Here is a 21,173-nt window from a genome sequence, read left to right as displayed (position 1 = left end):
CCGTGGGCGGTCCGGCCGTCGCCGTCCGTCCGGCCGGGCCGGTCAGACGATGTAGAAGAGGTGGTTGAGCGGGAGCCGCTCGGCCGGCTCGATGGTGGCGGGCTCGCCGTCCACGGTGACCTTGTAGGTCTCCGGGTCGACCTCGATGCGCGGCAGCGCGTCGTTGCGCACCATGTGCTGCTTGCCGATGGTGCGGCAGCGCCGTACCGGTTCGACGCGCCGCTGGAGTCCCAGCTCGCCGGGGACGCCCGCGGCGATGGACGCCTGCGACATGAAGGTCACCGAGGTGCGCTGCCGGGCACGGCCGTGGGAGCCGAACATCGGCCGGTAGTACACGGGTTGCGGGGTCGGGAGCGAGGCGTTGGGGTCGCCCATCTGCGCCCAGTTGACCATGCCGCCCTTGATGATCATCTTGGGCTTGGCGGCGAAGGAGTGGATGGGCCAGAGCACGATGTCGGCGAGCTTGCCGGGCTCAAGGGAGCCGATCACGTCGGCGGCGCCGACGGCCCGCGCGGGGTTGATCGTCAGCTTGGCCAGGTACCGCAGGACGCGCGCGTTGTCGTTGCGGGAGCTGTCCTCCGCCAGCGGGCCGCGCGTCTCCTTGCAGTGGTGCGCCGTCTGGAAGGCACGCGCGAAGGACTCGCCGACCCGTCCCATGGCCTGGGAGTCCGAGGAGAAGATGCTGATCACGCCGAGGTCGTGCAGCACGGTCTCGGCGGCGATGGTCTCGGCGCGCACCCGGCTGTCCGCGAACGACACGTCCTCGGGGATGTCGCGCGAGAGGTGGTGACAGACCATCACCATGTCGAGCAGTTCGTCCACCGAGTTGACCGTGTAGGGCAGGGTCGGGTTGGTGGAGGCGGGCAGCACGTTGGCCTCGCCGGACACCTTGATGATGTCGGGGGCGTGGCCGCCGCCGGCGCCCTCGGTGTGGAAGGTGTGGATGGTGCGGCCGTCGATCGCGGAGAGGGTGTCCTCGTAGAAGCCGCCCTCGTTGAGGGTGTCCGTGTGGATGGCCATCTGGACGTCGTGCTCGTCGGCGACGCGGAGCGCGGTGTCGATCGCGGCGGGGGTGGCGCCCCAGTCCTCGTGCACCTTGAGTCCGGCGGCTCCGGCCTCGATCTGCTCGTTCAGGGCCTGCGGCAGGCTGCCGTTGCCCTTGCCCAGCAGACCCACGTTGACCGGCAGGTCCTCCACCGCCTCCAGCATCCGGTGGATGTTCCAGGGGCCGGGGGTGCAGGTGGTGCCGTTGGAGCCGTCGGTCGGTCCGGTCCCGCCGCCGAAGAAGGTGGTGATGCCGTTGGACAGGCCCTCCTGGGCCTGCTGGGGCGCGATGAAGTGGATGTGGGTGTCGACGCCGCCGGCGGTGGCGATGAGGTGCTCGCCGGAGATCACCTCGGTGCCGGGGCCGATGACGAGCTCGGGGTCCACACCGTTCTGCAGGTGGGGGTTGCCCGCCTTGCCGACCTTGACGATCGTTCCGCCGCGGACGCCGATGTCGCCCTTGACGACGCCCAGCACCGGGTCGAGGACCACGACGTTGGTGATGACGAGGTCCAGGGCGCCCTCGCGGTTGAGCGCGGCCGGGTCCTGGGCCATGCCGTCGCGGATGGCCTTGCCGCCGCCGTAGACGGCCTCCTCCCCGTAGGAGCCGACGTTGTGGTCGTACTCGACCTCGACGACCAGATTGGTGTCGGCCAGGTGGAACCGGTCGCCCACGGTGGGGCCGAACAGGTCCGTGTACTGCCTGCGCGGGATGATCGCCATCAGTTCTGCGCCTCCTCGTGATCGGTGGCGTCGGCGCCGTCGGGGTGGATGAAGCCGAGTTCCGCGGCGCGGCGGAGGGCGGTGCGCCGGGTGTCGGGGGCGGAGAGTCCGCCGTCGACGAGTGCGGCGAAGCCGACGAGCCGCCCGGTTCCCGCGAAGGCGCACAGCCGCACCTCGCGGGTGTCACCGGGTTCGAAGCGGACGGCGGTGCCGGAGGGGATGTCCAGGCGCATGCCGTAGGCGGCCTCGCGGTCGAACCGCAGCGCGCGGTTGACCTCGAAGAAGTGGTAGTGGGAGCCGATCTGGACGGCCCGGTCGCCGGTGTTGGCGACGGTGAGGGTGGTCCTGGCCCGGTCGGCGTTGATCTCTATGGGCTCGTCGCCGTAGAGGTAGTGGGCTCCGCCCGACATCTGTGTCTCTCCTCGGTGTCTCGGACGTGGGTCGCGTGGCCCGGACGCGGTCGCGTTCGACGCGGGTCGGGCGGCTCGGACGCGGGTGGCGCGGTGGCTCAGGCCCGGATCGGGTCGTGGCAGGTGACCAGCTTCGTCCCGTCGACGAAGGCGGTCTCGACCTGGAGGACGTCGAGCATCTCGCGTACGCCGGGCATCACGTCGTCGGCGGAGACGACGTCGCGGCCCAGCTCCATGCACTCGGCGACGGTGCGGCCGTCGCGGGCGGCCTCCAGGACGGCCTCGGTGATCAGGGCGGCCGCCTCGCTGTAGTTGAGTTTCGTTCCCCGGTCCCGTCGGCGGCGGGCCAGGTCCGCGACCACGTAGACGTGGAGTTTGTCGATTTCCCGCGGTGAGAGGTTCATGGCGTCACATTGCTTTCTCGAACGAGATTCCGGGCCGGCCCAGGGCTGGGCCGGCCACCAGGAAGAGCCAGGTCGTCACGGTGAACGGCCAGGTGAAGGGGTATCCGCCCGACGGCTGCGCGAAGGCCTCCCAGGCGGCGGAGAAGGGAACCGCGGCCACGGCGGCGAGCGCCGCGTACCCGGCGGTCCACAGGGTGAGGGGCAGGAAGACGGCGGCCAGCGCGATCGCGCAGAGCACCCCGTTGTAGCCGTACAATCCCTCGACGATCCGGTCGGCGGGCAGCCCCGACGCGCAGGCGCCGAGGAGGGCCGCCGCACTGGCGCCGGCCGCCGCGAGGGCGGCGACCCGGGAGGCGAGGAGCAGTCCGGCCAGCACGATCAAGCCCGCGTACCACTTGTCCAGGTAGAAGACCTGTCCGATGTTGTTGCAGAGCGCCCGCCCGGCGTCCGCGAGCGTCAGCGTGGTGAAGCCCGGGACGCGGACGCTCGGGCCGTCGGTCACCGGGGACTTCGACAGCGCCACCACCAGCACCCCGGCGACCAGACAGTACGGGGCCGTCAGCACCGGCAGTCCGAGCGGGCCGAGAAGCCGGCCGGCCGCCGCGCCGAGCACCGCGCAGACCGCCCCGCCGAGAACGGTCAGGAGGACCGTCTGCCACGAGACGCCGAGCCGTACCGCGAGCGCGATGCCGGTCAGGCAGCCGCAGTAGCCCTGCAAGCCGTCGACCAGCCCCCTGCGGTCGGCGCCCAGCAGCGCCGCCGCGGCGGTGGACGAGGCCGTGCCGAGCAGCCCGTAGACGCCGAGGCGCCAGTCGTCCACGAACAGCGCGACGACGAACAGCAGACCGGACCATGAATTCGAGATGAGCGCCACTTGAGAAATGCCGCGCATCGGTATCATTCCGGCCCGGAACGAGGACCATTCCCTCGCCTGCACCCTCTGTTCCGCCGCGGGCATGCCTGCTCCTTCGAGGACATGGCGAATTCGCCAAGCCCCCGGCATTCAGAAGGCTTTGGCTTGATCAACAATCCGTTGAGACGGTACGCCCGGAGAAGTCGTGAAGGAGGCGTGGCGACCCGACGCCCTACGTGATCATGTACGCACCATCCGTCATGAGCCCAGTTGGAAGGCCTCGGAATCCGCCCCGCCGAGGCGGGTTCCACACCCCCTCCCCGGGAATTCTTGGTCAGAGGTTGAACATTCCGTACCTGTCATTTGACCGACGCGGGCGAAACTTTTCACATTCCCGGTTCCGGCACACGGGAAGCGATACCAAGCGGATTCGAGGCTTCTGCATCCCTTTCGCCCGACGTGCACACATGCATTCCGGCCGACTCCGGAAGCAATTCCGCGGAACGGTCTGTCGGCGGCTAGTGGAACGGCCCACAGGCGGCTCGTGGAACGGCCCTTCGGCGACCTGCGGACCGCGAACTCGGGCGGCACGCCGTCCGGCGCGGGCGGGCACGCGGGCCGCACGGGAAAGAGGTCCGGCGCCCGGGAAGGGGCGCCGGACCGACTGGACGCAGGCCGTGGCGTGCTAAGGGCTGTCCCGTAATCCGTGGTGGATCAGCGCGCGGCGTCGGATGTGGTGCATCGCAAGGCGGAGGGGTGCCCGCATACGGGACGTATGTGGGCGTTCCGACAACGCGGCGAGGTGCCGCAGCCGTCGTCGCGCGCCCGCCAAGGATTACGGGGGCAGCCCTTAGGGGTGTCTTCGAACTGCCGTCTGTCGTGCGACGGCAGTTCGAAGACAGGGCCGAGGACGGACGGCCGCGGGGATCAGGGCTTGCGCGCCACCCCGGCGTACATGTTCGTCGTGGCGGCGGGCGGCTCGTCACCGGCTGGGGGCCGCCAGGAGGTCATCGGCACGACACCGGGGTCCACCAGGTCGAGCCCGGTGAACAGCCGCTCGACCTCCGCCCGGTCTCGCAGGTACATGGGGATGCCGCGCTCGGAGTACTCGCGGGCGAGGGCCTCCGATCCCGGCGCGAGGTCGGCGGTCGCGAGGGTGAGGGCCAGATGGCTCCCGGACGCGAGCGGCTCCATCAGCGTCTCGATCAGCCCCTGCGCGTCCGCCACGAACTGCAGCATCGCGATGACCGTCACCGCGACGGGCCGCGCCAGATCGAGCGTCCGATGGAGGACGGGGTCGGCCAGCAGGGGGCCGGGGGCGTTCATGTCGCTCTGGATGTACGCGGTCCGGCCTTCGGGAGTGCTGCGCATCAGCGCGTCGGCGTGCGCGAGGACGACCGGGTCGTTGTCGACGTAGACGACCCGGGCCTCGGGGGCCACGCGTTGCACGACCTGATGCAGGTTGGGCTCGGTGGGGATGCCGGTGCCGATGTCGAGGAACTGGCGCATCCCGGCGTCCGCCGCCAGCCAGTGCGCCATCCGGCGCATCGCCGCCCGGTTCGCCAGCATGCTCGTCCGCAGTCCGGGCCAGGCCCTGAGCGACGCCTCGGCCGCCAGACGGTCCACCTCGTAGTGGTCCTTGCCGCCCAGAATGCAGTCGTACACCCGTGCCGAATGGGCCCGGCCGCCGGCCGGCCCGTCCCCGTGCTGGTTCATGCTCCACCGCCTGGTTCGTCGTCGGTCTCCGCGCCCCGTCGGCGCGGCGGAACGTGGCCCGCCCCGGGACGCCGGCGCGGGCCACGCATCTCGTTCGGCATCGAACTCGGCGCTCAGGAGTAGAAGTTGCGCTGCCACCGGTGCCGGGCGAGTACGTCCAGCCGGCTCGCGTCGAGCGGAACCCCGTCGCTCACGGCGGTGTTGCGTTCGACGTTGCGCACGCTGCGCATGCCGGGGATGACGGTGGAGACGGCCGGCGAGCTCAGCACGAACCGCAGGGCGTACTCCGCGATCTCGTCCGGCGCGATGCCGAGGTCGGAGACGATCGCGTCCACGCGCCGCTCGACCTGCGCCGGGCGGTCGTCGCGGAAGTACCGGCGGCGCCAGTCCCCTTCGGGGAACGTCGTGTCGGCGGTGATCCGGCCGGTCAGGCCGCCCTCGTCGAGCGGCACCCGGACGATCACGCCGACGCCGTGCTCCGCGCAGGCCGGCAGCAGCTCGTCGGCGGGCGCCTGGTCGAAGACGTTGTAGATGACCTGCACGGTGTCCACGGCGTCGCTGCGGACGAGCGCCAGCGCGGTGTCGGGCCGGTGGTCGTTGACGGAGACCCCGAACAGGCGAATCTTTCCCTCCTGTTTGAGCGCCTCGATCGTCTCCAGCCAGTCGCCGCGGCCGATCCAGTCGTCGCTCCAGACATGGAACTGCAGGACGTCGAAGCAGTCCAGTCCACCGGCGCGCAGACTGGTCTCCAGGCTCTCGCGGATGTGCTCGCCGGGGAACGTCTCGGCCGGGTCGACGCCCTCGGGGGCCGGCCACATCCGGTTCCTGGGCGGCACCTTGGTGGCGACGAGCACCTCGTCGCCGGCCCGTTCGCGGACCACCCGGCCCACGATCCGTTCGCTCTCGCCGTAACCACGGGCGGTGTCGACGAAGTCGACCCCCAGGTCGATGGCGCGGTGCAGGGCGCGCACGGACTCGTCCTCCGTGGCCCCCACCCAGCTGGACTCCCCGATGCCCCAGGCGCCGTAACCGATCTCGGACACCGACACACCGCTGCGTCCCAGCGCGCGATAGCGCACAGTCTTCCTCCATGTCGTCGCCCTCTTCCCGGCCTTGCGTCGTCCCTGCCGGGAACCTCCCCCGACGATAAGCGACTTGGGGCGCGTGTGCCGGGTGAGTTTCGTGAGAACAGTGGCCCGAGGGAACCGGGTGCGCCGCGGCGCACCTGCGGTGCTACCGGAGGACGACGGTCGCGGCCCGACGGTGTGTGACGGCACGGTCGACGTCCTCCTCCAGCAGATCGGCGTCGACGGCGAAGGCCGCGCCGGAACCCGCGCCCGCCGCGGTGACGACCTGGGCGCGGGGGTCGACGACGTTGCCGACGGCCCACACGCCGGGCAGGCTGGTACGGCCGGAGCGGTCGGTGGCGACCCGGCCGGACGCGTCCCGCTCGCAGCCGAGGCGGACCAGCAGTTCGTCGCGCGGGACAATCCGGGGGAAGGCGAAGGCGGCGGCACGGGGCACGACGCGGCCGTCGGCGAGCTCGATGCCGCGCAGCCGGTCCTCGTCGACGACGATCCGGGCCATCTCGCCCTCCACGACAGGCAGTTCGCGCGCCGCCGAGCCGCTCCCGGTCCGGCTCCGACAGGTCCAGGGTGTGCCGGAGGAGGACGACGTCGTCGCTCCACCGCAGCAGCAGCAGCGCCTGGTGCACCGCCCCCGGGTGGGTGCCGAGCACCGCGAACGGCTGGTCGCGGACTTCGTACGCGTGGCAGTACGGGCAGTGCAGCAGGTCCGTGCCCCACCGTCTGCGGACACCGGGGAGGTCCGGGCCCGATGCCGCTCCGCCCGTCGGCACAACGGCAAATACAGTTGCCGTTTCAAGGAAAATCCGCGTGGGGCGGCCCGGACGAGCGCTCCCCCGACGCCGCGTCGGCGTGGTCCGGCCCGGGCCGCTCCCCGCCCCACGCGGATCCGCACCCGCACGGGCCCGGCCGCCCGAGGCCCGGTTCAGCCGCCCGCGAGCTCCCGGGCGGTCCGCGCGATGTGGGCACGGGAGATCCCCGCCGCGTCGAGCAGTTCGGCGGTGGTCCCGGAACCGGGCAGATTGCGCACGGCGAGATGGGCGAACGCGGGGGCCAGCCGCTGTCCGGCCAGCGCGGACAGTACGGCCTCCCCGATGCCGCCCTCGGGATGGTGGTCCTCCGCGACGACGAGGGCGCCGGTCTCCTGAGCGGCACGGGCGATCGTGTCGAGGTCCAGGGGCTTGACGGAGTACAGGTCGACGACGCGGACGGGAATGCCGTCGGCGGCCAGCAGATCGGCCGCGGCGAGGCATTCGTGGAGGGTGACGCCGGCGCCGATCAGGGTGACCCGGTCGCCCCGGGTGGTGCGCAGGGTCTTGGAACCGCCGACGGGGAACGTCTCGTCGGGCGCGTAGAGCACCGGGTAGCCGCCCCGGGTGGTGCGCAGATAGGAGATGCCGTCCAGGTAGGCCATGGCCGCGGTCAGGGCGGCGGTGGACGTGGCGTCGCTGGGGTAGAGCACGGTGGAGCCGTGGACGGACCGCATCATGGCGAGGTCCTCCAGACCCATCTGGGAGGGCCCGTCCGCACCGATCTCGACGCCGCAGTGGGTTCCGCACAGGCTCATGGAGATCTCGGAGACGGCCGCCATGCGGATGAAGTCGTGCGCCCGGGTGAGGAAGGCCGCGAACGTGGTGGCGTAGGGACGGTAGCCGCGCGCGGCCATGCCGACCGCGGTGGCGATCATCTGCTGTTCGGCGATGTAGGTCTGGAAGTACCGCTCGGGATGGGCCTTGCCGAAGTCCTCCGCGTGGGTGGAGTTGCCCACCTCGGCGTCCAGGGCGACGATGTCGGGCCGGGCGCCGACCGCGGCGAGCGCCTTGCCGAAGGCGACGCGGGTGGCGACGTTGTCGCCCGTCCGGAACCTCGGCAGTTCGACCGGCACGGGGACGCCCGGCTCGACGGCGGGGGCGGCGGGCGGCCGGTGGCCCCGCACGGTGAGGTGGCGGACGCCGCCCAGTTCGGCGACGGCGCGCGCGGCGAGGTCCTCGGGCAGCGGCTTGCCGTGCCAGCCCTCGGCGTCCGCGACCTCCGAGACGCCCTGGCCCTTGACGGTCCGGGCGACGACGACGGTGGGGGCCTGTCCGTCGCCCGCGGTGGTCAGGGCCTCGTCCACGGCCGCGAGGTCGTGGCCGTCGACGACGAGGGCCCGGCAGCCGAAGGCCTCGACGCGGCGGGCGTAGGCCTCGGTGTCCCAGCCCAGCTCCGTGGGACCGCGCTGGCCGAGACGGTTCACGTCGATGATCGCGACGAAGTTGGCCAGCCGGTGGCGGCCCGCCTTGTCCAGGGCTTCCCACACCGAGCCCTCGGTCGTCTCGCTGTCGCCGCACAGCACCCAGACGCGGTAGGGCTCGCGCTCCAGGTCCCGCCCGGCGAGCGCGATGCCGACGCCGTACGCGATGCCCTGCCCCAGGGAGCCGGTGGCCGCGTCCACCCAGGGCAGGACCGGGGTGGGGTGGCCCTGGAGACGGGCGCCGGCGCGGCGGTAGGTGGTCATCAGCTCCTCCTCGCCGATCGCGCCGGCGGCGAGGAACATGGCGTACAGCAGGGGCGAGGCGTGGCCCTTGGAGAAGACCAGGTGGTCGTTGGCGGGGTTCCGCGGGTTCTGCCAGTCGTAGCGCAGGTGGCGGGTCATGAGGACGGCCATCAGATCGGCGGCGGACAGACTGGAGGTCGGGTGCCCGGAGCCGGCGGCGGTGCTGGCGCGGACGGAGTCCACGCGCAGCTGCTGGGCCAGCTCGAAGACCTCGTCCAGGGCGCTGCCGGGCCCGAGGGCGGCGGTGTGGGTGTTCTCGGCCGTCATCGCGGCCTCCTCTCTCGTCCTGCTCTTCGTCGGCGGGGCGGAGGCGGGACGCCCGAGCGGCAAGGGGCGCGACGCCGTGCCCCTTGCCGACCGTATGTCCATGGCGCGAAGGCCGCGATTCAGGCGTGTGCCGATCCGATGGCGCGTTCCAGGAGATCCAGCAGCGCGGCCCAGTGGCGTTCGTCCGCGGCGCGGTCGTACGCGGCGGTGTCCGCCTGGGTGAATCCGTGGTGCGCGCCGGGGTAGACCTCGCAGCGGTGGCGCACGCCCGCCTCGGTGAACGCCTCTTCGAGACGGTCGATCTGCTCGGCCGGCAGCGAGGGGTCCTGGTCGGCGTGGCCGAAGTACAGCTCCGCCTCGATCCGGTCGGCGAGCAGGTGGGGGCTGTCGTCGGACTCGGTGGCCAGTCGTCCGCCGTGGAAACCGGCCGCCGCGGCGACCCGGTCGGGGTACGTTCCGGCGGTGCGCAGGGCGAGGCCCGCTCCCATGCAGTACCCGGTGACGCCGACCGGTCCGTCGGCGGCGGCGGGGCATTCCGCCAGCCAGTTCAGATAGGCGTCCGCGTCGCGCATCGCCGCCTCGGGGGTGAGCGAGCGCAGGATCGGGCCCAGGCGTTCGAAGAGATCCGGGCGTGCGGCCGGGTCGATGAAGTCGGGCAGCTCGACCACCGGGGCCCGGCCGTGCCGGTGGAAGACGTTGGGGACCAGGACGGTGTAGCCGGCCCGGGCGAGCCGGTCGGCCGCCTTCCGCAGCTGGGGCCGGATCCCGAAGGCGTCCATGTAGAGGAGGACCGCGGGGTGCGGCCTCCCGTCGTCCGGATGGACCAGATAGGCGTCGGCGACGCCGTCCGGCGTGGCGATGTCCACGTTCGTTCCGCGTACGGCGGTCATGGGCGATTCCCTCTCTCTCGTGCGTACGGTGGTCCGCCGTCCGGAGCGGCAGCACTCGCGGGCGGGCCCAGAGGGATCGTTATCACGGCATCGCACGCCCCCGCCGGGCGGACGCGCGATCGTGGCCGGACGGCGCCGGGTCCTCGCCCGGACGGGGCGCGGACCGCCGCCCGACGAGGCGTACCCGGGCTCGGCACACCGGGTGCGGGCGGACGCCTGACGCGCGCGGACCGTCGGCGACCGGGCGGAGCGGGGCGCGGCACGCGCGGCGTTCCGCAGGTCATGGGCACTGTCCCGGCGCCCCGACTCGGTATCGTCGTGCGGCAGCCTCGGTCGAAGAAGAGTACGCGGGCGGACAGCAGGTGCGGTCTCCGGCAGGAGACCAGAACGGTGGAGGATTCGGAACTCCGATGTCAGAGAACTCCGACATGATCGAATTTGTCCGGGCGCGCCTCGCCGAGGAGGAGCGGATCGCGCATGCGGCGGGCGGCGACACCTGGCGGTGCCCGGCCGACGTGCCGGGCGAGGTCCACGACCGTCTCGGCGCCATCGCCTTCAGCGTGCGGAGTCATGGCTTCGACGAGCACATCGCCTTCCAGGATCCCGCGCGCACCTGTCGGCGCATCGAGACCAGCCGGGTGCTCCTGAACGAGTACGAGGAGATCGCGGACAAGGACACCGACCGCCCCGAACAGGACTTCGCGTCGGGCCGTGCCATCGGGCTGGGTTTCGCCGTGCGGCAGATGGCGGCGGAGCACGCCGGCCACCCGGACTACCGGGCCAGATGGCTGCCGCGGTTCATCCAGTAGCGCCCGCCCCGCCCACCGCTCCACCGCCCGCCGCTTCCGTGGGAGGCGGACGGGAGGCGGACGGGATCGACGCGCATCGCCGGGCCGGGCCACGCCAGGCCGGCCCGCAACCAGTCGGACCGAAATCGGTCGGACCGAAATCGGTCGGACCCGGAACGGGCCGGGTGGGAGCAGGCCGGTCGCCCGGGAGCGCTCAGGAGAGGCCGGCGCCCAAGGGGCTCCTGGCCAGATCCCCGTCAGCGGCTTCTTCGGGATGGCCGTCCGTCGACGGCCGGCAGCCGGTTCCCCGAGAGGTCAGCCCGCCTTCGGCGGCTTCTGCGCGTCGAAGGCGAAGAGAGTGTTCTTGGCCGCTGCCACGATCAGCGCACGCCCCGCGACGGTCACGCGCGGGCTCGCGCCCTGCTCGCCCGTCAGACCATCAGCCTGCGGATCCGTCGTCCACAGGGGTTTGCCGTCATGCGGCGACAGCGCGACGACCCGGCCGGTGGCCGAGCTGAAGTACAGCGCGTCGGCTCCCTCCGCAGGACCCGACGCGCCCTCCACGCCCGTCTGCCGGAACCACTTCTTCCGGCCGGTCGCGGGGTCGAGCGCCGTGACGAGCCCGGTCTGGCTGCTCACGTAGAGGGTGCCGTCCGCCATGCCGGGCGTCCCCGAGTATGTCGTGGCCAGCCGGGAGTACGTGACCTTCCGCGAGGCCGGGTCGACCCGCGCCACCCCGTCGTAGCCGACGAGCGCCGCTCCCTCCATGCGTCCCTGGAGGAGCACGAGCCCGCCGTCGGCGACGCCCATCGGCACGGCGGGGCCGTCGACCGCGATGGGCCTGCCCAGTGTCCCCGAGGCGCGGTCGACCGCGCGCAGGGTGGGATGGCTCACCTCCGAGGCGTCCACCTCCTCGTCCGTCGCGCACATCGCGAAGAGCTGCGGGCCCACCGGGACCGGAGCGCACTGTGCGCCCGACGGGAACGACGTCTCCCAGGCGACCGTGCCGCTGTGCGCGTCCCGGGCCTCGAAGCGGGAGTTGGAGGCGTCGACCGTCACCACGGTGGAGCCGACCACGACGGCGTCCTGAGTCCGGCCCGTGACGGCCCTCGACTGGGCGCCGGACGGCACGGACCACAGCTCCCGGCCGTCGTCCGCGTCCACGGCCACCACCTCGCCGGGCGGGTCCTGCGGGGCGTCCTCGGCGGCGAAGCGGTAGCCGAGCACCGTGTCGTCGGTGGCACCCACCAGGTGCATGCCCTGGACGGGAACGCCCGGGCTCTTCGCCGTCCACACCTGCGAGCCGTCCGAGGCCCTGATACGGGTCGCGACGACACCGCCGCCCCCGCAGAACAGCGCGTCGCCGCGCGCGACGCAACGCAGCTCGTCGGGGATGTCCTCGCGGCCGCCCCGCACGGTCCTGCGCCACGGCTCGAAGCCGTCCGGAAGTGCGGCGCCCGGCACCGCGACGCTGTTGTCCTTGTCGCCGCCGCTGTCGCCTCCGAAGCCGCCCGCCTTCAGCGCGGCGGCTCCCCCGCCGATCGCCGCCACCGCTACCGCGGCCGCGAGCACGGGACGCCATCGGCGGCGCAGACGGCGGCCGATGGGGGCGCCGGTGCTCCCCGCATCGGGACCGGCCGGGCCGGTCGGCGCCGGGGTGGCCCGCGCCGCGAAGTGATGCTGGGTGATCATGTCGCGGGTGCGGCCCGCGCCGGCCCCCTTCGCGCCGGTCCCGCCGAGGTCGGCCGGCAGGTCCCGCAGCAGCACGAGGAGTTCGTCCGCCGAGGGGCGTCCCTCGGGCTCCTTGGCCAGGCACGGCTCGACGACCGCGCGCAAGGCCGCCGGCACGGCGTCCAGCGACGGCTCCTCGTGCACCACCTGATATGCCGTCATGTACGGGCTGTCCGCGTCGAAGGGCCCGTGGCCCGTCGCCGCGTACACCAGCAGCGTCCCCAGCGAGAAGACATCGGACCGCGGCCCCACGCCACGCGGCGCCTGCAACTGCTCCGGCGACATGAAGGGCGGCGTACCGATGACCCGCCCGGTCATCGTCAGCGTCTGCTGGTCCACGGCGCGCGAAATGCCGAAGTCGATGACGCGCGGCCCCTCGGGCGAGAGCACGACGTTCGAGGGCTTCAGGTCGCGGTGGACGACCCCCACCCGGTGGATGTCGCGGAGCGCCTCCGCCAGCCCGATGGCGAGCCTCCTCAGCTCCGCTCCGTTCAGCGGGCCGTTCGCCGCGATGTGCTGGGCGAGCGTGTGCCCCTCGATATAGGTCGTCGCCATCCACGGCTGCTCGGCCTCAGGGGCGGCGTCGACCACGGCGGCGGTGAACGCGCCGCTCACCCGCCTCGCCGCCGCCACCTCCTGCCGGAAACGGATGCGGAACTCGTCGTCCCCCGCGAACTGCTGGTGGATCAGTTTGATCGCGACGGGTCGCCCCGAGCTCGTACGGGCCAGAAAGACCGTGCCCATGCCACCCGAGCCGAGCCGCGCCTCGAGCGGATAACCGCCGATCTCGGCTGGATCACCTCCCCGCAGCGACACTCCCCGACCTCCCGTCCCCCGTGCACCTCTGCCGCCACGGGCCTGCGTACCTGTTCCGCACACAAACTAGCCGCAGGGCAGTACGGCAGCGCAAAGCGGGTGACGAACACGGAGCCCGGAGCCGCTCCCGTGCCGCACACGACGAGACCCGTCAAGAGGTGCGTCGCAGGACTCCCCCTCCGCGGTCCCACCGAGGCGGCCGGCTAACCGAGGAAGCTCAGCCGCACCTGACGGTCCCTGTTGCTGATGTTCGTGTCGACCAGGCACACCGACTGCCAGGTGCCCAGTCGCAGCCGTCCGCCGATCACCGGCAGCGTCGCGTGCGGCGGCACCAGGGCGGGCAGCACGTGGTCGCGGCCGTGGCCCGGGGTGCCGTGGCGGTGCTGCCAGCGTTCGTCGGCGGGCAGCAGGGTGTGGAGGGCCGCGAGGAGATCCTCGTCGCTGCCGGAACCGGTTTCCAGAATGGCGATTCCGGCGGTCGCGTGGGGCACGAAGACGTTGAGCAGGCCGTCCCGCCCCGCGGCGGTCCCGGCGAGGAACTCCTCGCAGTCGCGCGTCAGGTCGGTGACCGTCTCCGTCGTTCCGGTGGTGACGCGCAGGACGCTGGTGCTGAAAGAAGAGGACATGTTCCTCATCCTCTCGCCGGTCGGGCGCTCCGGCGCGGCTCTCTCACACTCCGGGACGGGCGGCCGGACACGGGAAGATCTCCGCCGCCGGGCCTGTTGGTAGAAGCGTGAACAATCTTGGGGTGGCCGAGGGACGCACGGTCGATGTCGTCGTGATCGGCGCGGGGCAGGCGGGACTGTCCGGCGCCTACCATCTGCGCCGCGCCGGGCTGGAGCCCGACCGGGACTTCGTCGTGCTGGACCACGCCCCGCGTCCCGGGGGCGCCTGGCAGTTCCGCTGGCCGTCGCTGACGTACGGCAAGGTGCACGGGATGCACGCGCTTCCCGGCATGGAGCTGACCGGCGCCGACGACGACCGCCCTTCCTCCGAGGTGATCGGCGCGTACTTCGACGCCTACGAGCGCGCCTTCGGTCTACGGGTCCACCGGCCGGTGGATGTGACCGCCGTGCGCGAGGGCGCCGAGGGCCGGCTGCTCGTCGAGACGTCCGAGGGCGCGTACGCGACCCGCGCCCTGATCAACGCAACCGGCACCTGGGACCGGCCGTTCTGGCCGCGCTACCCCGGCCAGGAGAGCTTCCGCGGGCAGCAGCTGCACACCGGCGGCTATCCGGGGCCCGACGCGTTCGCCGGGCGGCGCGTGGTGGTGGTCGGCGGCGGCGCCTCCGGCACCCAGCACCTGATGGAGATCGCCGAGGTGGCGGCCGAGACCCACTGGGTGACACGTCGGCCGCCCGTCTTCCGGGAGGGGCCGTTCGACGAGGAGCGGGGGCGGGCCGCGGTGGCGATGGTGGAGGAGCGGGTGCGGCGCGGGCTGCCGCCGCTCAGCGTGGTGAGCGTGACCGGCCTGCCGCTGACCGAGGCGGTGCGCCGGGCGCGCGCGGAGGGGGTGCTCGACCGGCTGCCGATGTTCGACCGGATCACGCCGACCGGGGTCGCCTGGGACGACGGCCGGACGGTCGACGCCGACGTCATCCTCTGGGCGACCGGGTTCCGGGCCGCCGTCGATCACCTCGCACCGCTGAGACTGCGCGAGCCGGGCGGCGGCATCAGGCTCGACGGCACACGGGCGGTCCGGGACGAACGCGTCCACCTCGTCGGGTACGGGCCGTCCGCCAGCACGATCGGCGCCAACCGGGCGGGGCGGGCGGCGGTGCACGAGATCCGGCGACTGCTCGAGAGGCCGGCGAGGGAGGCGAGCACGCGGACCGGAAGCGGCGAAGCCCTGGCGCCGGCCACGGCCTGACGCCCCGTCCGCCGCTCCGGTCCTCCCGCCGGACCGCGCACGGAGGAACGGCCGCACGGGACCGCTCCTCCTCTCCCCCGTCGCACGCCGCGTACTCCCCCGCCCGACGTGCCTCGGCCGCGCGTCGACTCGCCTCGACGAGGCGCGCGAACGCGGCATAACACCTCATCCGGCGCACGCCGACCCGCCCGCTCGTCAACGAACACACGAACAGGGGATCGGGTGTTCGCTGGAACGCGTGATCGTTCCGCCATTCGTTGCTCAACCACCCTGCGGCGGATGATGATTACAGGGCGCAAGCGACGGGCTGCAGACCGCGACTGCGCTGTCCCACAGATGCACCATGCACAAGGAGAATCACCGAATGAACATCCTCACCAGCCTGCTCGCCGGCGTCGTCCACTTCGTGGGCTGGCTCATCTGACCACTGCTTCACCGGCGCCGCCGCTCCCCGTCCCACGGGAGCGGCGGCGCCGTCGCGTATGCGGCGGGCGCGCACCCGCCCCGCCGTCAACTCGCCACCGCCGCCGGGGCCAGTCGGGTGTCCCGCCGGACGAGGGCGGCATAACGGCCGTCCTGGCGGAGCAGCTCGTCGTGAGTGCCGCGCTCGGCCGTGCGGCCGCCGTCCAGGACGACGATCTGGTCGGCGTCGCGCACGGTGGAGAGCCGGTGCGCGATGGTGATGGTGGTGCGGCCCGCGGAGAGCGCGTCGATCGCCTCCTGCACGGCGAATTCCGTGCGGGTGTCGAGCGCGCTCGTCGCCTCGTCGAGCACGAGCACGGGCGGGTCGCGCAGGATGGTGCGGGCGATGGCCAGTCGCTGTTTCTCACCGCCGGAGAAGCGATAGCCCCGCTCCCCGACGAGGGTGTCGTAGCCGTCGGGCAGGGCGGCGATGTGGTCGTGGATCTGCGCCGCGCGGGCCGCCTCCTCGATCTCGGCGTCGGTCGCGTCCGGCTTGGCGAAGCGCAGGTTGTCGGCGACCGAGGCGTGAAAGAGGTACGTCTCCTGGGAGACCACACCCACGGCCCGGGCCAGGGTGTCGAAGTCCAGATCCCGGACGTCGACGCCGTCGAGCGTGACCCGGCCGCCGGTGACGTCGTAGAGCCTGGGCACCAGATAGCTGAGCGTGGACTTGCCCGACCCGGTGGGCCCGACGACCGCCAGGCTGCCGCCGGCCGGCACGGTCAGGTCGATGTCGCTGAGGGTGGGGGCGCTCGTCCCGTCGTAGCCGAAGTCGACGTGCTCGAAGCGGATCTCGCCGCGGACCTTCTCCAGCCGCACGGGGTGCTCGGGCTCGGTGATGTCGACCTCGAGGTCGAGGTACTCGAAGATCCGCTGGAAGAGCGCGAGGGACGTCTGCATCTGCACCCCGGTGGAGAGCAGGCTCACGGCGGGCCGGAACAGGGCCTGCTGCAACGAGACGAAGGCGACGAGCGTGCCGATGGAGACGGCCGGGCCGCCCGACTTCAGGGCCAGCCCCGCCGCCCAGTAGATGAGGGCGGGCATGGCGGCCATGACGACGCCGATCGTCGACATCCGCCACCGTCCGGCCATGCTGGAGCGCACTTCGAGATCGACCAGCTTCTCCGATTCCTCGGCGAAGTCCTTGACGAGGGAGTCCGCCCGGCCCATCGTCCGGCCGAGCAGGATGCCGCTGACGGAGAGCGACTCGGTGACCGTGGCGGCCATGGCGGCCATCTGCTTCTGCCTGCGGGTGGTGATTCTCTTGCGCTCGCGACCGACCCGGCGGCTCACCCAGACGAAGACCGGCAGCAGGAGGAGCGAGACCAGGGTGAGCCGCCAGTCGAGCGCCAGCATGGCGACCACCGTGGCGAAGACCGCGGTGAGGTTCGAGACCAGCGAGGTCGCGGTGGAGGTGACGGTCGCCTGCATGCCGCCGATGTCGTTGGCGATGCGGGACTGCACCTCGCCGGTGCGCGTCCGGGTGAAGAAGGCGAGCGGCATCCGCTGGAGCTGGGCGTAGACGGCGGTGCGCAGATCGTGCATGACGCGCTGGCCGACGGTGGTGGAGATCAGCGTCTGCAGGACTCCGAAGACGCTGTTCATCACGGCGGTGAGGATCATCCCGAGGGCGAGCAGCGACAGCAGCCCCGTGCGCCCCTGCGGGATCGCGGTGTCCAGGATCTCGCGCAGCAGGAACGGCGAGGCCACCGACACCAGGGACGAGGCGCCGACGAGCAGGCCCACCAGGGCGAGCCGGCTGCGGTAGGGACGGAACAGGCGCAGGATGCGGCGCACCTCGGCGGGCGGGCGGCTTCCGTCCTGCGGCGGGGGCGTCCAGGTGATTTCGTCGGGTTTCATGGGCTCCTTCGACGGGTGCGGTGTGAAGGCTGAAGGCACAAGGCGCGGAACACGCCCCGGGTCGGGCCGGTCCGAATCGGCCGGTCCGGCCCGGTGGGTCCGGGCAGGCTCGGGACCGGACCGGGGGCTCCGATTTTTGCGAGCATAGCTCATTGTTACCTCTACTCACAATGCACAAGGTCCTGATATTGTTCCCTCATGGATTCCTCCTCCGACGCAGACGGCATGCTCGCCGAGCAGTTGCTGCGGGTGACCCGCAGACTCCAGCGGATCCAGAGCCGCCAGCTGGAGCCGATCGGCATCACCCCCGCGCAGTTCCGGCTGCTGCGCACCGTGGCGCATTACGACGGGCCGCCCCGGATGGCCGATCTGGCCCAGCGGCTGGACGTCGTCCCCCGTGCCGTGACGAGCCTGGTCGACGGCCTGGAGGCGAGCGGCCGGGTGCGACGCGCCCCCGATCCGGACAACCGCCGGGTGGTCCGGATCGAGATCACCGAGGAGGGCCTCGCCACCCTCCGGTCGCTGCGCGACGCGCGCCGGGCCGCCGCCGAGGAGATCCTGGCCCCGTTGGACGCCGACCAGCGCGAGGTGTTCGGCGGCCTGTTGTCCGCCCTGGTCAACGGCATGCCGAGGCGTCACTGCTAAACCTGGGGGAACGCGTGTGCGCCCGAGCCGTGTCATGTGCATCGGCCGCGCCCACCGGACCGAACTGAACAGAACCGCCGAGGAGAGCCCGACATGCCACTGCTGGAGCCGAAGCCCGAAGCCCTCCGCCCCGGGGCAGTGCGCGCGCCGTCGCCGGACCGGATCCCCGACCGGCAGGCACCGGGCACGCCCCGGCCGCTGCGCGACGACCTCATCGGCCTGCTGGGGGCCGGGAAGGTGCTGTGGAAGGTCTCCGACCTGGTGAAGTACGCCTCCGACGCGAGCCCTTACCGGTTCCTCCCCCAGGCGGTCGTGGTGCCGGAGGACCTCGACGACGTCTCGGCGATCCTGTCGTACGCGCACGACCACGGCCGCGAGGTCGTCTTCCGGGCGGCCGGCACCAGCCTGAACGGCCAGGCCCAGGGCGAGGACATCCTGGTCGACGTGCGCCACCACTGGGCGGGCATCGAGGTGCTGGACGACGGCGCCCGGGCCCGTGTCCGGCCGGGGACGACGATCGTGCGGGCCAACGCCGCCCTCGCCCGGTACGGACGGCTGCTCGGCCCCGACCCGGCCAGCGCCATCGCCTGCACCGTCGGCGGGGTCGTCGCCAACAACGCCTCCGGCATGACCGCGGGCACGACCCGCAACTCCTACCGCACGGTCTCCTCGCTCACCTTCGTCCTGCCGAGCGGCACGGTCGTCGACACCGGCTCCCCCACGGCGGACGAGGACCTGGCCCGGGCCGAACCCGCGCTCTGCGCCGGCCTGCTGGCGCTGAAGGCGGAGATCGAGGCGGACGCCGGACTCACCGCGCGCATCCGCGCCAAGTACGAGATCAAGAACACCAACGGCTACCGCCTGGACGCCTTCCTGGACGGGGCGACGCCCGTGCAGATCCTGCGCGGCCTGATGGTCGGCTCCGAGGGCACCTTCGGCTTCATCTCCGAGGTCGTGTTCGACACGCTGCCGCTGGACCGCCGGGTCTCCACCGGTCTGCTGTTCTTCCCCTCCCTGACCGCCGCCGCGTCCGCCGTGCCCCTCTTCAACGAGGCGGGGGCGCTCGCCGTCGAACTGATGGACGGCAATACGCTGCGGGCGTCGGTGAGCGTCCAGGGCGTCCCCGCGGACTGGGCCGGGCTGCCCAAGGAGACCACGGCGCTGCTGGTGGAGTTCCGGGCGCCGGACGAAGCGGGCCAGGAGGCGTACGAACGGGCCGCCGCGTCCGTCGTCGAAGGACTCGACCTGATCGCGCCCGTCGCCTCGGTGACCAACGAGTTCACCCGTGACGCCGGGACGATCGCGGGCTACTGGAAGGCCCGCAAGGCGTTCGTCACCGCGGTCGGCGGCTCGCGCCCCTCGGGGACGACGCTGATCACGGAGGACTTCGCGGTCCCGCCGTCCCGGCTGGCCGACGCCTGCGAGGCCCTGCTCGCGCTCCAGGCGGAGCACGGCTTCGACGCCGCCGTCGCCGGCCACGCGGCGCACGGCAACCTCCACTTCCTGCTCGCCTTCGACGCGTCGAAGCCATCCGACGTCGACCGCTACGCCGCGTTCATGGACGACTTCTGTCGGCTGACGGTGGAGCGTTTCGACGGCTCCCTGAAGGCGGAGCACGCCACCGGACGCAACATCGCCCCGTTCCTGGAGCTGGAGTGGGGGCCGAAGGCGACCGAGCTGATGTGGCGCACGAAGCAGATCATCGATCCGGACGGGGTGCTCGCCCCGCGCATCGTCCTCGATCGCGACCCGAAGGCGCATCTGCGCGGACTGAAGACCATCCCCGCGGTGGAGGCGATCGCGGACCCCTGCATCGAATGCGGCTTCTGCGAGCCCACCTGCCCCAGCCACGACCTGACGACGTCGCCGCGTCAGCGCATCGTGCTGCGCCGGGAGATGATGCGGCAGCCGGACGGCTCCCCGGTGGAGTCGCGGCTGCTCGACGCGTACGGCTACGACGCCGTCGACACCTGCGCGGGCGACTCGACCTGCAAGCTCGCCTGCCCGGTCGGCATCGACACCGGCGCCATGATGAAGGAGTTCCGCCACCAGCGGCACTCGCCGCGCGAGGAACGGATCGCGGCGCTCACCGCCAAGAACTTCAAGGCGGTGGAGGCGGCGGCGCGGCTCGCGGTCGCCGCGGCCGGCCGGATCGGTGACCGGCTGGGCGACGGACCGCTGGAGACCATCACCGGGCTCGCCCGCAAGGCCGTGCGCCCCGACCTGGTGCCGGAGTGGCTGCCGGAGATCCCCGGCGCAGCCGCCCGCTCGCTGCCCCGCACCTCGCGCGGCGGGGCGAAGGCCGTCTACTACCCGGCGTGCGTGAACCGCATCTTCGGCGGGCCCGAGGGCCATCGCGGCCCGTCGCTGCCGCAGGCCGTCGTCGCCGTGTCCGCCCGGGCCGGAAAGCCGGTGTGGATCCCGGACGACGTCGCGGGCACCTGCTGCGCGACGATCTGGCACTCGAAGGGGTACGACGAGGGCAACGCCGTGATGGCCAACCGCATCGTGGAGGCGGCCTGGGGCTGGACGGCGGGCGGAAGACTGCCCCTGGTCGTCGACGCCTCGTCGTGCACGCTGGGCATCGCCCATGAGGTGGTGCCCTATCTCACCGACGACAACCGCGAGTTGCACCGGGAGCTGACGATCGTCGACTCCCTGGTCTGGGCGGCCGACGAACTGCTTCCGGAGCTGACGGTGCTCCGGAAGGTCGATTCCGCCGTGCTGCACCCGACGTGCTCGATGCAGCACCTGGGCGATGTCGAGCAGTTGCGCGCCGTCGCGGAGGCGTGCGCGGAGGAGGTCGTGATCCCCGACGACGCCGGTTGCTGCGCCTTCGCGGGCGACCGCGGCATGCTGCACAAGGAGTTGACGGCCTCCGCGACGGCCAAGGAGGCGGCGGAGGTGAACGAACGCGAGTACGACGCCTATCTCTCCGCCAACCGCATGTGCGAGATCGGCATGGACCGGGCCACGGGCCACTCCTACTACTCCGTCCTGATGGAGCTGGAGCGGGCGACGCGGCCGGGGGCCGTGACGCGGTGACCGCAGGACGCCGCCCGGCGACCGGCTC

General features: G+C 72.4%; 16 protein-coding genes. 4 read left to right on the top strand and 12 right to left on the bottom strand.

Annotation, left to right across the window (positions count from 1 at the left end):
* Positions 1 to 42 precede the first annotated feature (42 nt).
* From ureC to WA762_RS12090, 9 genes are all read right to left on the bottom strand, one after another.
* A complete protein-coding gene (gene ureC / locus WA762_RS12130) occupies positions 43 to 1,767 on the bottom strand; it encodes an urease subunit alpha (RefSeq protein ID WP_335935534.1) in 1,725 nt (574 codons plus the stop codon).
* Entirely contained in the window at positions 1,767 to 2,177 is a 411-nt protein-coding gene (locus WA762_RS12125) for an urease subunit beta (protein WP_335935533.1), read from the bottom strand. The genes ureC and WA762_RS12125 overlap by 1 nt, the downstream gene beginning before the upstream one ends.
* Positions 2,178 to 2,275: 98 nt before the next feature.
* Complete coding sequence (locus WA762_RS12120) at positions 2,276 to 2,581, bottom strand: urease subunit gamma (protein WP_335935532.1); 306 nt, start codon at positions 2,579 to 2,581, stop codon at positions 2,276 to 2,278.
* A 4-nt stretch (positions 2,582 to 2,585) separates the two neighbouring features.
* Entirely contained in the window at positions 2,586 to 3,539 is a 954-nt protein-coding gene (locus tag WA762_RS12115; RefSeq protein WP_335935531.1) for an urea transporter, read from the bottom strand.
* A gap of 822 nt (positions 3,540 to 4,361) precedes the next feature.
* Complete coding sequence (locus WA762_RS12110; protein WP_335935530.1) at positions 4,362 to 5,150, bottom strand: SAM-dependent methyltransferase; 789 nt, start codon at positions 5,148 to 5,150, stop codon at positions 4,362 to 4,364.
* A gap of 113 nt (positions 5,151 to 5,263) precedes the next feature.
* On the bottom strand, positions 5,264 to 6,229 hold the full coding sequence (locus WA762_RS12105) for an aldo/keto reductase (RefSeq protein ID WP_335935529.1): 966 nt from the start codon (positions 6,227 to 6,229) through the stop codon (positions 5,264 to 5,266).
* Positions 6,230 to 6,383: 154 nt separating this feature from the next.
* Positions 6,384 to 6,737 carry an FAD-dependent oxidoreductase gene (locus WA762_RS12100; RefSeq protein WP_335935528.1) on the bottom strand — a complete coding sequence of 118 codons (354 nt, stop codon included), beginning with the start codon at positions 6,735 to 6,737 and terminating at the stop codon, positions 6,384 to 6,386.
* Between the two features lie 423 nt (positions 6,738 to 7,160).
* Positions 7,161 to 9,038 carry a transketolase gene (locus WA762_RS12095; protein WP_335935527.1) on the bottom strand — a complete coding sequence of 626 codons (1,878 nt, stop codon included), beginning with the start codon at positions 9,036 to 9,038 and terminating at the stop codon, positions 7,161 to 7,163.
* Positions 9,039 to 9,157: 119 nt separating this feature from the next.
* On the bottom strand, positions 9,158 to 9,928 hold the full coding sequence (locus tag WA762_RS12090) for a dienelactone hydrolase family protein (protein ID WP_335935526.1): 771 nt from the start codon (positions 9,926 to 9,928) through the stop codon (positions 9,158 to 9,160).
* A 410-nt stretch (positions 9,929 to 10,338) separates the two neighbouring features.
* On the opposite strand from WA762_RS12090, the gene WA762_RS12085 reads away from it, so the two are divergent.
* The gene (locus tag WA762_RS12085; RefSeq protein WP_335935525.1) at positions 10,339 to 10,737 is read left to right on the top strand and encodes a DUF6221 family protein; all 399 of its coding nucleotides are present in this window, start codon (positions 10,339 to 10,341) and stop codon (positions 10,735 to 10,737) included.
* A 294-nt stretch (positions 10,738 to 11,031) separates the two neighbouring features.
* Here the strand turns inward: WA762_RS12085 and WA762_RS12080 are convergent, their stop codons facing one another.
* Together WA762_RS12080 and WA762_RS12075 are read right to left on the bottom strand one after the other, a co-directional pair.
* Positions 11,032 to 13,263, bottom strand: a complete 2,232-nt coding sequence (locus tag WA762_RS12080) for a serine/threonine-protein kinase (RefSeq protein WP_335935524.1) — start codon at positions 13,261 to 13,263, stop codon at positions 11,032 to 11,034.
* Between the two features lie 203 nt (positions 13,264 to 13,466).
* The gene (locus tag WA762_RS12075; RefSeq protein ID WP_335935523.1) at positions 13,467 to 13,889 is read right to left on the bottom strand and encodes a secondary thiamine-phosphate synthase enzyme YjbQ; all 423 of its coding nucleotides are present in this window, start codon (positions 13,887 to 13,889) and stop codon (positions 13,467 to 13,469) included.
* Positions 13,890 to 14,011: 122 nt separating this feature from the next.
* On the opposite strand from WA762_RS12075, the gene WA762_RS12070 reads away from it, so the two are divergent.
* Entirely contained in the window at positions 14,012 to 15,133 is a 1,122-nt protein-coding gene (locus WA762_RS12070; RefSeq protein WP_335935522.1) for an NAD(P)-binding domain-containing protein, read from the top strand.
* A gap of 510 nt (positions 15,134 to 15,643) precedes the next feature.
* On the opposite strand, the gene WA762_RS12065 is transcribed toward WA762_RS12070, so the two are convergent.
* Positions 15,644 to 17,455, bottom strand: a complete 1,812-nt coding sequence (locus WA762_RS12065) for an ABC transporter ATP-binding protein (RefSeq protein WP_335935521.1) — start codon at positions 17,453 to 17,455, stop codon at positions 15,644 to 15,646.
* 198 nt (positions 17,456 to 17,653) lie between these two features.
* On the opposite strand from WA762_RS12065, the gene WA762_RS12060 reads away from it, so the two are divergent.
* Together WA762_RS12060 and WA762_RS12055 are read left to right on the top strand one after the other, a co-directional pair.
* Complete coding sequence (locus WA762_RS12060) at positions 17,654 to 18,100, top strand: MarR family winged helix-turn-helix transcriptional regulator (protein WP_335935520.1); 447 nt, start codon at positions 17,654 to 17,656, stop codon at positions 18,098 to 18,100.
* A 93-nt stretch (positions 18,101 to 18,193) separates the two neighbouring features.
* A complete protein-coding gene (locus tag WA762_RS12055) occupies positions 18,194 to 21,145 on the top strand; it encodes an FAD-binding and (Fe-S)-binding domain-containing protein (protein ID WP_335935519.1) in 2,952 nt (983 codons plus the stop codon).
* Positions 21,146 to 21,173: the final 28 nt, after the last annotated feature.

The organism is Streptomyces tyrfis (genome assembly GCF_037034285.1).
Lineage (GTDB): Bacteria > Actinomycetota > Actinomycetes > Streptomycetales > Streptomycetaceae > Streptomyces.
The sequence above is the reverse complement of the archived record's forward strand: the minus strand, read 5'-3'. Positions and strand labels throughout refer to the sequence as shown.

Bases quoted from the DNA above. Each gene is read 5' to 3' on its own strand.
- ureC (WP_335935534.1), bottom strand. From the start codon at position 1,767: ATGGCGATCATCCCGCGCAGGCAGTACACGGACCTGTTCGGCCCCACC.
- WA762_RS12125 (WP_335935533.1), bottom strand. From the start codon at position 2,177: ATGTCGGGCGGAGCCCACTACCTCTACGGCGACGAGCCCATAGAGATC.
- WA762_RS12120 (WP_335935532.1), bottom strand. From the start codon at position 2,581: ATGAACCTCTCACCGCGGGAAATCGACAAACTCCACGTCTACGTGGTC.
- WA762_RS12115 (WP_335935531.1), bottom strand. From the start codon at position 3,539: ATGCCCGCGGCGGAACAGAGGGTGCAGGCGAGGGAATGGTCCTCGTTC.
- WA762_RS12110 (WP_335935530.1), bottom strand. From the start codon at position 5,150: ATGAACCAGCACGGGGACGGGCCGGCCGGCGGCCGGGCCCATTCGGCA.
- WA762_RS12100 (WP_335935528.1), bottom strand. From the start codon at position 6,737: ATGGCCCGGATCGTCGTCGACGAGGACCGGCTGCGCGGCATCGAGCTC.
- WA762_RS12095 (WP_335935527.1), bottom strand. From the start codon at position 9,038: ATGACGGCCGAGAACACCCACACCGCCGCCCTCGGGCCCGGCAGCGCC.
- WA762_RS12090 (WP_335935526.1), bottom strand. From the start codon at position 9,928: ATGACCGCCGTACGCGGAACGAACGTGGACATCGCCACGCCGGACGGC.
- WA762_RS12085 (WP_335935525.1), top strand. From the start codon at position 10,339: ATGTCAGAGAACTCCGACATGATCGAATTTGTCCGGGCGCGCCTCGCC.
- WA762_RS12075 (WP_335935523.1), bottom strand. From the start codon at position 13,889: ATGTCCTCTTCTTTCAGCACCAGCGTCCTGCGCGTCACCACCGGAACG.
- WA762_RS12065 (WP_335935521.1), bottom strand. From the start codon at position 17,455: ATGAAACCCGACGAAATCACCTGGACGCCCCCGCCGCAGGACGGAAGC.
- WA762_RS12060 (WP_335935520.1), top strand. From the start codon at position 17,654: ATGGATTCCTCCTCCGACGCAGACGGCATGCTCGCCGAGCAGTTGCTG.
- WA762_RS12055 (WP_335935519.1), top strand. From the start codon at position 18,194: ATGCCACTGCTGGAGCCGAAGCCCGAAGCCCTCCGCCCCGGGGCAGTG.